General features: G+C 53.7%; 12 protein-coding genes. 10 read left to right on the top strand and 2 right to left on the bottom strand.

Annotated features, from left to right (window positions below):
• Positions 1–12 precede the first annotated feature (12 nt).
• The 5 genes from RB620_RS01320 (at position 13) to RB620_RS01300 (ending at position 6,128) form a co-directional block, all read left to right on the top strand.
• Positions 13–504 carry a dihydrofolate reductase gene (locus RB620_RS01320; RefSeq protein ID WP_308091705.1) on the top strand — a complete coding sequence of 164 codons (492 nt, stop codon included), beginning with the start codon at positions 13–15 and terminating at the stop codon, positions 502–504.
• Positions 505–743: 239 nt separating this feature from the next.
• Positions 744–2,231 (top strand): glutamate synthase subunit beta, encoded by a 1,488-nt coding sequence (locus RB620_RS01315; protein ID WP_308091704.1) that lies wholly within the window; start codon positions 744–746, stop codon positions 2,229–2,231.
• 123 nt (positions 2,232–2,354) lie between these two features.
• Entirely contained in the window at positions 2,355–2,672 is a 318-nt protein-coding gene (locus tag RB620_RS01310) for a hypothetical protein (RefSeq protein WP_308091702.1), read from the top strand.
• Between the two features lie 54 nt (positions 2,673–2,726).
• Positions 2,727–3,782 carry a hypothetical protein gene (locus RB620_RS01305; protein WP_308091701.1) on the top strand — a complete coding sequence of 352 codons (1,056 nt, stop codon included), beginning with the start codon at positions 2,727–2,729 and terminating at the stop codon, positions 3,780–3,782.
• Positions 3,783–3,803: 21 nt separating this feature from the next.
• The gene (locus RB620_RS01300; RefSeq protein ID WP_308091700.1) at positions 3,804–6,128 is read left to right on the top strand and encodes a type IA DNA topoisomerase; all 2,325 of its coding nucleotides are present in this window, start codon (positions 3,804–3,806) and stop codon (positions 6,126–6,128) included.
• Positions 6,129–6,131: 3 nt separating this feature from the next.
• Here RB620_RS01300 and RB620_RS01295 read toward each other — a convergent pair whose 3' ends face one another.
• Positions 6,132–6,866 carry an HAD hydrolase-like protein gene (locus RB620_RS01295; protein WP_308091699.1) on the bottom strand — a complete coding sequence of 245 codons (735 nt, stop codon included), beginning with the start codon at positions 6,864–6,866 and terminating at the stop codon, positions 6,132–6,134.
• Between the two features lie 149 nt (positions 6,867–7,015).
• Between RB620_RS01295 and RB620_RS01290 the strand changes: the two genes are divergently transcribed.
• Positions 7,016–7,150: a hypothetical protein gene (locus tag RB620_RS01290; RefSeq protein ID WP_308091698.1), complete on the top strand. Its 135-nt coding sequence runs from the start codon at positions 7,016–7,018 to the stop codon at positions 7,148–7,150.
• A gap of 93 nt (positions 7,151–7,243) precedes the next feature.
• Here RB620_RS01290 and RB620_RS01285 read toward each other — a convergent pair whose 3' ends face one another.
• A complete protein-coding gene (locus RB620_RS01285; protein ID WP_308091697.1) occupies positions 7,244–7,468 on the bottom strand; it encodes a hypothetical protein in 225 nt (74 codons plus the stop codon).
• A gap of 152 nt (positions 7,469–7,620) precedes the next feature.
• On the opposite strand from RB620_RS01285, the gene RB620_RS01280 reads away from it, so the two are divergent.
• The 4 genes from RB620_RS01280 to RB620_RS01265 all read left to right on the top strand — a co-directional run bounded on the left by RB620_RS01280 (position 7,621) and on the right by RB620_RS01265 (position 11,882).
• Positions 7,621–8,346, top strand: coding sequence for a phosphonate ABC transporter ATP-binding protein (locus RB620_RS01280; protein ID WP_308091696.1), 726 nt, complete (start codon positions 7,621–7,623; stop codon positions 8,344–8,346).
• A 92-nt stretch (positions 8,347–8,438) separates the two neighbouring features.
• Entirely contained in the window at positions 8,439–9,047 is a 609-nt protein-coding gene (locus RB620_RS01275) for a DUF3298 and DUF4163 domain-containing protein (RefSeq protein WP_308091695.1), read from the top strand.
• A gap of 146 nt (positions 9,048–9,193) precedes the next feature.
• Entirely contained in the window at positions 9,194–10,879 is a 1,686-nt protein-coding gene (locus RB620_RS01270; RefSeq protein WP_308091694.1) for an APC family permease, read from the top strand.
• A gap of 331 nt (positions 10,880–11,210) precedes the next feature.
• Positions 11,211–11,882 carry an MOSC domain-containing protein gene (locus RB620_RS01265; protein WP_308091693.1) on the top strand — a complete coding sequence of 224 codons (672 nt, stop codon included), beginning with the start codon at positions 11,211–11,213 and terminating at the stop codon, positions 11,880–11,882.
• The last annotated feature ends 22 nt before the right edge of the window (positions 11,883–11,904 follow it).

Raw genomic sequence — 11,904 nt, 5'->3', positions numbered from 1 at the left:
CGAGGTGAGACCATGACGATTACGTTAATCGCGGCGATGGACCGGAACAGGACGATCGGCAAAGGGAACGCGATGCCGTGGCGATTGCCGGCGGAGATGGCCTTTTTTAAAGCGAACACGCTGGGGAAAACGGTGTTGATGGGACGGAAGACGTTTCAATCGCTCGGTGGCAAGCCGCTCCCGAATCGTCGCAACGTCGTATTGACCCGTCAAACCGGCCTCCAGCTCGAAGGCTGCGAGATCGTTCATTCGGTGGAAGAAGCGCTGCGCCGCTATGGGGATGGCGAAGAATTAATGATCATCGGGGGCACAGAGATTTATGCCCAGTTTCTACCGCATGCGGACAAAATATTTTTGACCGAAGTAGAGACGGAGATCGAAGGCGGAGACGCGAAGTTTCCGGAGTTCGATTCCAAATACTGGAAACGTATCGTTGGCGAACGCAAAGAACCGGACGAACGCAATGAATACGCCTTCACTTTTGTCGCGCACGAGCGTCTATAAGCTTTACCGCTTTTTAACGGTGAAGGATTGACGATTTGACGAACAATTCGTCAATTAGTGCAAATGATTGTGCGGAAAATCCATTAACCATATCAACAAAGGAATGCTAGCATGTTATAATATAGTTACCGGAATTTACAATGGGTTGAAACAGTTGAATAATGAATGGATTCCCGATATAGTTTGAGAGAGAGCAGTACGAGCAGCATACGGGAATACGGGATGGAGGAATAGCGATCATGTCTACACCAACGGGTTTTATGGAATATCAGCGCGAATTGCCGGCCGATCGCGACCCGCTTGAGCGCATTAAGGATTGGAACGAATTCCACAAGCATCTGACAGACGAACAGCTCCGTACGCAAGGCGCGCGCTGCATGGATTGCGGCACGCCGTATTGCCATACCGGCATGGAACTGGCGGGTTCCGTCTCGGGCTGCCCGGTCAACAACTTGATACCGGAATGGAATAACTTGATCTATAGAGGTTTGTGGCGCGAGGCGCTCGATCGTTTGCATAAGACGAACAATTTCCCGGAGTTTACGGGCCGCGTTTGTCCGGCTCCTTGTGAAGGCTCCTGTACGGTCGGCCTTATCGGAGATGCCGTTACGATCAAGACGATCGAACAAGCGATTATCGATCGCGGCTTCGAAGAAGGCTGGGTCGTACCTCAGCCGCCTAAAGTCCGTACGGGCAAGCGCATCGCGGTTGTCGGCTCCGGTCCTGCGGGCATGGCGGCGGCAGCGCAGCTTAACAAAGCCGGCCATACCGTTACGGTATATGAGCGCGCGGACCGCATCGGCGGTTTGCTGACTTACGGCATCCCTACGATGAAGCTGGAGAAACATGTCGTACAGCGCCGCGTCGATCTGATGACCGAAGAAGGCATCGAATTCGTGACGAACACGGAGATCGGCAAAGATATTACGGCGAACGAGCTTGTCGAGAAGTTTGACGCGGTCGTGCTTTGCGGCGGCGCTACCAAGGCTCGCGACGTCGACATCGAAGGACGCGATCTGAACGGCGTTCATATGGCGATGGATTATTTGAACGGCACGATCAAGAGCTACCTGGATTCCAATCTGGAAGACGGCAATTATCTTTCGGCGAAGGACAAGAACGTCATCGTCATCGGCGGCGGCGACACAGGCACCGACTGCGTAGCGACCGCGCTGCGTCACGGCTGCAAATCCGTCACGCAATTCGGTACGGTCGGCAAAGCTCCGCTTAAGCGCGACCCGATCACGAATCCGTGGCCGCAATTCCCGAACGTCTATACGCTCGACTATGCGCAGGAAGAGGCGAAGGCGCTGTACGGCGAAGATCCTCGCGCTTTCTCCGTCCTTACGAAGAAGTTTGTAGGCGACGAGAACGGCAACCTGAAGGAGCTTCATACCGTCCAAATCGAACGTACCGTTGACGAGACGGGACGCCGCATTTATAAAGATATTCCGGGCACGGAGAAAGTATGGCCGGCAGATCTGGTCTTTATCGCGGTAGGCTTCGAAGGTCCGGAGACGACGCTGATCGAACAGCTCGGCCTCGAGCAAGATCGCCGTTCCAACGTGAAAGCGAACTATGGCCAGTACAACACGAACGTAGAGAAAGTATTCGCAGCCGGCGATATGCGCCGCGGCCAAAGTTTGGTCGTTTGGGCGATCAACGAGGGCCGCGAAGTCGCCCGCGAAGTTGACAAATATTTGATGGGATCGTCCATGCTGCCTTAACATGGTGGTCATATTCCATAAGCAATGGAATGATATATGAGCAGGTATAAAGCGCCCTCGGGCGCTTTTCTTGCTTCCAAATGTTTTTATTTCGCAAGAATAGTATTGAGGAGGAGTCCAGCTATGATTAAATATGGATTGGATCGTGTTACGGAGTTAAAGTTCTTATCGTTCATGCCAACGATCGAACGTAGAGACTCGCAATGGATCGACATCGTGCTGCGGCCGGAGCTTGCGGAAGCGACTCCCGTACCGGATGATATGATCGATTTTACGATATTGGTCATCTGCACACTTGACGGCACGGTCGTGCAAATGGTGCCGCAGGACGAGGATACGGATTGCGAATACGGGTTTACCGTAGGCGAGAAAGAGCAAATCGCGGCATACGTCGCGCGTTCTGAAATCCAAGCAGAAATCGCGAATCTATCTTCCCCATAAGCAGGAAAGTTGTGGTAGAATCGGTGTGAGACTGCGTGCCAGGGAGAGATGTGGATGCTTGCCGATCATGCATACGTGCTGACGCCGACGGACGTACGGAATATTCGGAATTACGTGCAAACCAAATATGCGGCGATGTCGAACCGCAAACGGGCGGAGATCGTGGCCGATGCCGTGTCTCGGATTATTCATAAACAGTTGCCGGACTTCGAGCCCCAGACAAAACATTTCCTTACAAGCAATCTGATTCGGACGACGGTACTCGAAGAGAGGCGGCCGGTAAGCGCGGACGATATTTACCGGTTATGTTTAGAGCTCGATCAGGAGAACGAGGCGATCGCGGTGCCTTTTCGCCGCTGGGTTCGCGCTCAGGAAACTCGGCTGGACACCGGAGCTGCCGGCATCGTCGGGACGACCAAAAACGCGGAATCCTCAAGCTCCGTTCCACCATTGCTTCCGGGACTGCCTTATTCGCATATAAGACGCATGCGCAAACGTTCCTTTATATACGGATTGTTGTGTTTGCTGATCGTGGCATCAGCTTCGGTCTACGCATTGTCAACTTCGACGGCAGTTCTGCAAGGTTCGCGTGCCCCGATGGGCATGCCGGTCCAGCAGAAGGAGCTGCCCGCGGCGCCGCCGACATCGCTGAACGAGCTGCCAGCAGAGCTTCGGTACGCGGAAGTGGATCGGGCATTAATGGAGGCATACCTGAATGACCGCGGTTCTATTTTGGCTGATGCCCCCTATTTGAATGCCATCATTCAGACGGCAAGGGATTTCGATATTCACCCTGCCGTTCTATTCGCCATAACCGGTCAGGAGCAGTCGTTTGTGCCAAGATCGCATAAGAAGGCCAAGGAAATTGCCAATAACCCGTTTAACGTCTTTTATAGCTGGGAGAAGTTTAATACAACGATCGAGCAGTCTTCGGCAATTGCCGCCCGCACCATCAATCGATTAAGCAAGGACAAGCCTACGGACATGGATCCATTCGTATGGATTAACCGGGAATACGCGGAAGATCCGAACTGGTCGATCGGCGTTCGATCGATCTTCTCGGATATCATGGCGACTTTGGACGCTTCCCCACCGCTGGGAATCAAGTAAACAGAGGGAGCGAGCCTCATCGTGAAAACGTTAGTGATAGCAGAAAAACCGGATATGGGACGGAACATCGCTTCCGCTATCGATCCGAAAGCCAAAAATCACCGTACTTATATTGAAGGCGAACACTACATCATTACTTGGGCGATCGGTCACTTGATCGGGTTGGCGGAGCCTGATGCCTATGATGCGAAATATAAAAAATGGAACATTCAAGATTTGCCCATCATCCCGGATCAATTCAAGCTGGTACCGAACCGAAAAACGATCGATCAGCTTAAAGTGATCGGCGAGCTCGCCAAACGTTGCGCAGCGCTTGTTAACGGCTGCGACGCAGGGCGTGAAGGGCAATATATATTTTCGCTTATCCAGCGCCACTTGAAGCTTAAGCAGCCCGTAAAGCGGCTATGGATATCCGATCTGACGCCGGAGACGATCCGGAAGGGATTCGCCGAGTTGAAGGAAGGCAGCGAATACGACAACCTAACGAAAGCCGCAACGGCGAGAAGCGAGGCGGATTGGCTCATCGGGATGAACGGATCTCGCGCGTTCACGACGAGGCATAACGTGCTGCTGTCCGTCGGACGCGTCCAGACGCCCGTACTTGCGTTGATCTACGATCGTCAGAAAACGATTGAAGCTTTTACTTCATTAAAGTACTTCGAGGTAGAAGGGCACTTCAAGCAAGCAGAAACGACTTATCGCGGCATGTGGCAAGGCGAACGAATGACGGACCCGGAGAAGGCCGAAGCGATCGCGAAGAAGGTGAAGGGGAAGGAAGGAAAGGTCGCCTCCTATGAAGTGAAGGACGTGAAGGAATATCCGTTCAAGCTGTACGATTTGACGCTGCTTCAGCGGGAAGCGAACGGCAAATACGGTTTTTCGGCGAAAAAGACGCTCGATACGGCGCAGGCGCTTTACGAAAAACATAAAGTGATTTCCTATCCGCGTACGAACTCGAACTACGTGACGGAGCAAAATATTCCCGACATGCACAAAACGCTTCAAGCGCTTCAAGGAACTTCCTACGACGAATGGGTGAAGGGAGCGAACCGCGCGCTCGTGCATAAGGGGAACAAGTTTATTTGCAATCCCGCGAAGGTCGAGGACCATCATGCGATTCTGCCGACCTACCGCAAGGCAGCCGGATTGTCCCCCGACGAGCAGAAGCTGTACGACATGATCGTTCGGCGGTTTTTATCCCAGTTTTATCCGGCGGCCGAATACAAATCGCATAGCGTTCTCACGGAGGTCGAAGGCGAGTCGTTCAAAACAAATGTGAAAGAGCTGCTCAGCCTGGGATGGAAGGCGATCTATGCCGATCAGAACAAATCCAAGGACAAAACTTCTTCGAAGAAAGGCAAGGACGAGGAAGCCGAAGAGGAGGAGGAAGTAAGCGAACCGTTCCGTCTTGCGTCGGATCAGCCAGTCGATTGTCAAGACGCTGTCATGAAGGAGAAGGATACCCAGCCTCCCAAAGCGTATACCGAGGGCACGCTGCTTAAGGCGATGGAAAGCGCCGGAAAGCAGATCGAAGACGAGGAAGTACGCGATGCGATGAAGGATTCCGGGCTCGGAACGCCGGCTACGCGCGCCGCCACGATCGAGAGGCTCAAGAACGTCGGCTACATTGAAATGCAAGGGAAACGCATTCTGGTGACGCAAAAGGGCAGAACCGCGATCGAGCTCATTCGCGCCGCGGGAGTGGAGCTGCTTACGTCTCCTGAGATGACGGGCATGTGGGAGAAACGATTAACGGAAATCGCGCGCGGCGGCGCGTCGAACATGCAGTTCATGGACAATGTGAAAAAGTTCGCGACCATGATCGTGGATAAGGTAAAACATCAGTCTCGTGCGGATATTGCTTCATTCGGGGCAGATTCCGGTTCGGAACGAGGCAAAGCCAAAGGAGCAGGAAGTCGCGGCCGAAACGGGAAAAGCGTTGGAGCTGGCGGCGCCCAAGACGCAAAAACCGACGGAGCGCGGGCGAGCAGGAGCGGCGGTGCCAAGGCCAAAAGCGCATCAACCGTCCGCCAAGCGGATGCCGGGGCAGCGGATTCTACGAAAAGCGCTGAACCGCATCACATCGCAGCATGTCCGAGGCCAGGCTGCGGCGGCAGTTTATTTATGGGCAGGAAAGGATATGGCTGCTCGCATTACCGCAGCGGCTGTTCGTTCGTCATTTGGAAAGAAAGCTTCGGTCGGAGCTTGACGGATTCGCAGGTCAAGACGCTCGCCGAGAAAGGCAAAACGGCGAAGCTGAAGCTTGTACTGGAGGACGGCAGCTCCGTCGACGGCCGGATCGTCGTTCGCAATCCGGCAACGGGGGAGCTTGCCGCCGATTATTAACGATTATTTTCGGATAAACTGTTGAATCGCGTCCGGCACGTCGCAAAGCTTATCCAGCGTCAAGAAAGCGCCTTTCGGCTGCACGTTGATCTGAACGACGTTGTAGTGCCATTCTTCCGAAGTTCTCATATGGATGGCATGAATGCCGGCGGTCAGGGCAGGAACAACATCCGTGCGGATGGAATTACCGATCATCCATGTCCGTCCGCGATCGAATGTGCCGCCGGACAAAATTTGTTCGAGCGCATCATTGTTCTTTAATTGCCGAATGTAGATTCGGGATTCGAAATATCTAGCCAGATTCATCCGTTCGATCTTGCGCTGCTGAATGAGCAGTTCTCCGCCCGTATATAAATGAAGCTCATGGCCGGCATCCGCAAGCGCGTCGAGCGTTTGCTCCATATGCGGGTAGGGCTCCGTATCGTGTTCGTAAACGCTCATGCCGAGCTTCCATAAAAAATCTTCCTCGACGGCCGAACGTTTCCGCCCGGTCAGATCGCCGAAATGTTTGTACGTATCGATAAACGACTGGGGGAAATGTTCGCTCTTAAACCCGGTATTCCCGATCAGGACGATGTCGCGTTCGGTTTGCATGTCGCGAACGGCGCCGTCGGTCACGAGTTCGTAGCCGCGAAACCACGTCGTCATGGAATCCACGAATTGGTCAACGACGAAAAAAAAGTACTTGTTGCAATAAATGAGCGTGTCGTCTAGATCGAACATGATCTGCTGTTTCATGCGAATGGTCTCCTTTGGCAAGGCAAATGCTGTGTATGATCAATCTACCTTAAAGCCATTACAGAGTCAATCCGCGAAAAACGCATTCTTCAAGGCTGGTCACATAGATTGCCGCTTCACTCCGCATAATGGTAGTGGAGGTGAGCGACATGCCGCATAACAAAAGCAAAAAGATAAACAATCTTCAAAACGAGTCCAGCATCAGCGAGGAAGCCATTACGGTTAAAGGGGAAAAAGCCGCAAAACGGCCGCCCAGCCTGAATGGCATTAATAAGCAGCCATAACCAAAGTGAAACGGCAATGCAAAACGTATAAATGCTTAGAATGGAACAAAGGAGAGAACGATTCGTCGTTCTCTCCTTCTTCAAATAGGAGGATTATGCATATTTCAACTGCGATGCGGCCAGTTGATTCTTAATGAACGCGATGCGCTTGCGAACGTAGAAATCTCTGCTGTCTGCTCTCAAGTCCTTCGGGCCGATCACCTCCTCCGTGGCGTTATCGATGATGACGAGTTTCCCGTCTTTGTAAAATTTGAAGGTCAAATCGCGGTGCGGGCGGACCTTCTCGACGTAACGAAAATTTTCACAGTTGATGTTCATGGTGATCTAGCCTCCTTCAAAGGTTTAGTGAAAGTTCAGAACATTTGTTCTTATTTCGATTATACCAAACATTTGTTCGTGTGGAAAGTGTTTTTTATTTCACGTAAACTAGATTCATAGAAGCGTTTGCAGCGACAGAAAGGGAGCGGAAGATGTTACGGATAAAAGGATTGACGAAACGCATTCCCGGGGGACCGAAAGTGCTTAGCGACATTAGCTTCGATGCTTACGAAGGCGATTTCATCGCGGTGAAAGGAAGCAGCGGCAGCGGCAAGTCGATGCTGCTCAAATGTTTGGCGCTGCAAGAAAGCTGGACTAGCGGGAGCTACCAATTTAACGGCAAGGACGTATTCGCGCAGGGCTGGTCCGGCAAGTCGAAAGTCAAGCAGCAGGTTGCCTACCTGGAGGAGAAGCCGTATCTTATTCCGGACAAAACCGGGCTGAAAAACGTGATCATCGGCTCCGTCAGCCAAACGCCGGCATGGCGGAGATGGACGGGCATGATGCGAAACGACGATTATATGGGCGCTATGGATATGATCGAGAAGCGCGGTCTGCTTGACAAAGCGCATATGAAAGCAAAAAATCTCAGCGGCGGCGAACGCCAACGGATGGCCATCGCGAGGGCGCTTGTCCACGGCGCGAAGGTGATCGTGGCTGACGAACCGGTATCGGGCCTTGACCCGCATGCGGCGGATGCCGTTCTTGGCGAGCTGAAGTCGCTCTGCAAGAATGAAGGTATTATCGTTATTGCCGTGCTGCATCAGGGGGACTGGGCGGAGCGGTATGCGGACCGGATACTCGGTTTGAACCAAGGCCAGCTCGTGCTCGATGTGTACGGGCGAAGGCTGACGGAGAGGGAGAAAGGGCTGCTGTAATTTCGTGCCGATCGCATACATGACGCGAATGGGACAGGCTCGGCGGCGCATAGACTAGACCATCTTTCACTTCTAGAAAGGTGTGTTTCCTTATGCCAACTCCGAATCCGCTCATCGTACAGACGGTGAAGTCAACGTTCCCGAAGGCGGAGCTCTCCATTCCGCATGTCTCCGGCGGCGCGAATCCCGCGGCGGATAAGCTCATCAACGAAACGATCATCGCCCATGTCAGGCAGCTGGTTCACGATCAAGGCAGCCTGGAAGATCCGAGAGCGGAGATGATCGGCTATTACGAACTGAAGACGAACGAGAAGGACGTATTCAGCTTATCGTTGATCAATTACGCGTATACGGGAGGCGCGCACGGCATGACGCTCCAGCGTTCGCTGACGTTCAGAGCTTCGACGGGACATACTTATGAGCTGGAGCAGCTCTTCAAGCCGGGCAGCGATTACGTCGGCCGTATCAGCAAAATCGTTGCGGCTCAGATCAAAGCAAGGAACATCCCGACGCTGGAGCCGTTCAAGGCGATTTCTCCCGATCAATCGTTTTATGTGGCAGACCGATCGTTAGTCATTTATTTTCAGCTTTACGAACTGGCGGCTTACGTTTATGGGTTTATTTATTTCCCCATTTCCGTCTACGAACTGGAAGACATCATCGCTGAAGACGGACCGCTTGGTCCAATGCTGATGAGTTAAAATTAATGCCATTAACGAAACAACGCCCGGCCGGCAGGCCGGGCGTTGTTCGCTGTCTGCATTAGGCGGCGTATCCCGGCGGTTGGAACGGGCCCAGGGCATGTCGCAACGCAACCGATCATACATTACCGTATGGGGGTGGAATCATGATCGTTGCTATTGCCGGCTTGCTGCTGGCCGCGGCCGTGTGCGCGTTCAGCCTGCTTGTCGGCCGGAAGGCGCAGCAAGGCTTACAACGTTCTCGTTATCAAAGCATGATTCAATACGGCTTGGAGACGCAGTTGATCCAAGATAAAAACGATTTGCACCGCTTCGGTCTTTCGCAGCTGCTCCGAAGAACATCCGGCGGCTTGTCGGTCGTCGGCATGTCCATGAATACAATGGCGATCATCGGAGGGGGGGCGCTTTTGTTCGGACCGGCGCTAGAGGCGGGAGGACCGTCGGTGATCGGAATCGGGCTTCCGATCGTTGCGCTTCTATCCATATGCGTCAGCGCATCGCTGGCCGAGCTTGTCTCCGGCGTACCGACCGCTGGCGGCATTTATCATGTCGCCTACCAGCTAGGAGGGCGGAAATGGGGCATTCGCGCGGGGTGGCTGCATCTCGCCGGATATTTGGCCAAGCTCGCTTTATTCATTGGAGGGTTCGCCTTCTTGGTCGACAGCCTTCTTGCTTCGCGGTTCGGTTATGATAGCACTGTGCTGACGTTCTGCGCGGCAGCCGGAGCGGGGGCGTTCACGCAAGCTGCGCTGTGCCACTATGGCCAAAGCATCGCGAATAAAGTCCAGGCAGCGGGCGTATGGCTGCAGATCGTCATTATCTTATCGGCGATCGTAGGTCTTGTTTGGATGTTCTGGCCCGGCGATTATTCGCCCGTTACGATGTACCAATGGCTGGATAGCAACCTGGAACAGCCCGTCCAGCCGCTCATGTTTGTCTTGGGCTTCTTGCTGCTGGCCCAATTGTTCACGGGCATGGACGGGGCAGCGCATGGTGCCGAGGAAACGATCGAGCCACGCGTACGAGTCCCATGGGCGATCTATTTATCCACGGCATATACATATATCGCTTTATTTGTGCTACTGTTCTTCATGACGCTTATCGTCATGCCTGCGGGAGGGTTAATGTTTGTGTCCCCCGAGCTATTCCACGCTTCGGGGTTGGGCGGATTCGTGCAGTACGCCGCTGCGGGATGGGGCGGTTCGGTTTGGCTGAAGGCGCTAATTATCGTCTCGTTATGGCAAAGCGGCCAGCAGACGATGACGGCGTGTTCGAGAGCGGTCTTCAGCTTGGCGAGAGACGAAGCGCTCCCGTTCAGTCGCAAGTTAGCCAGCCTATCGTTTCGTCGCCATACTCCGCTTATCGCGATATGGAGCGTTGCTTGCGCGGCGCTGCTGCTTCTCATTGGGTTAGGCTCTCTTCAAACGGAGGGAGCGTTCATGCCGCTAATAGCCGCCGCGATCGTCTGTCTGCATCTCGCATACGCGATTCCGGTCGGCCTTAGCTGGTTGTCCGACAGGTCAGCCAGTCGGGCGCAGCATAAGCGGGGAACGCGTCCGGTAGAGCCCGGCGGTAACAAGTCGCCTTGGCAGCTGGGGGAATGGAGCTTCCCGATTCGAAGCGCCGCGCTCGCTTGGCTCATCCTGAGCGCCGGTCTGACCGCGGGTATCGTCCATCCATTCGGAGGCATCACGGCAGCGGCAGTCACGCTCGCTCTGACGGCAACGGATTTCCGATACGGAAGTCGCCGTGCAACCGGCAAGAAGCGGCGAGAGAGGCAGGACCGAAGTGAAACGGCTGCAACCGCCGAAAACAAAATCAGACAGCAGTAATTGGCGGATGCGAAATAAGATGAATCTTGGGAATGTTCAGACAAATCAATCAAATCAAATCATGAGCGGGTCATTTGGGAAATCGTGATCGGAATACGGGAAATAGATTCGAAAAAAAGCGCAATCATTTCCCGGGGAAGCGCAAGGATTTACACGAACAAGAGCTTTTCGACAGTATTGCGCACCACCGGCTGGGAGAATGTGTCGAATTGCCAGAGGTCATGGATGATGTAGTCAATATGACGCGCGGGCAAAGGTTATTGTTTTGCCATCATCTCCCTGCTGGGCTTATAATAATAGGGATAGAACATAGGGAGGGAGGAAAAAGCCCATGATAGAAAAGGCGATCGCTCCATCGATCGTTTCGCTGCAGATCGGCATGCCGGCCATGATCGCGCATGGCTCGAAGGAGGTGCTCAGCGGCATCTTTAAGCAACCGGTAAGCGATGAACGATTCGCTGGCGCGGAAGGCATCGAAGGCGACGGTCAAGGGGATACGATCAATCATGGCGGACCGGACAAAGCGATCTGCGCCTATTTCGCCGAGCGGTATCCCTATTGGGAATCGCAATTCGGACGTCCGTTCTTTGCAGGCTCGTTCGGAGAAAATATGACCATCGGCGGGTGGACGGAAGAAGATTTATGCATCGGCGATATCATCGAAGGAAACGAAATACGGTTGCAGGTAAGCCAGCCTAGGCAGCCTTGCTTCAAGCTGGGTTTGCGCAACGAACTGCCGATTCTGCCTTCGCTCGTGCAGCAGACGGGGTACTCCGGCTTTTATTTTCGCGTGCTGAGACCCGGGAGAATCGCTTCCGGCGAGCGACTGAACATCGTTCAGCGCCATCCGGCGGGAATGACGATTATGGAAGCGAACCGAATTATGTATCACCAGAAAGAAAACGTTGCCGCCATCGAGAAGCTGCTGGCCGTGAAGGAGCTGGCCGCAAGCTGGCATGAGCAGCTCGGCGGCCGATTAAGCAAGCTGCGCGGAGACTCGTAGCGAACAGACACCGAGAGGAGCG

The organism is Paenibacillus sp. LHD-117 (assembly GCF_030929555.1).
Classification (GTDB): domain Bacteria; phylum Bacillota; class Bacilli; order Paenibacillales; family Paenibacillaceae; genus Pristimantibacillus.
This window is presented reverse-complemented; position numbering and strand designations above follow the sequence as displayed.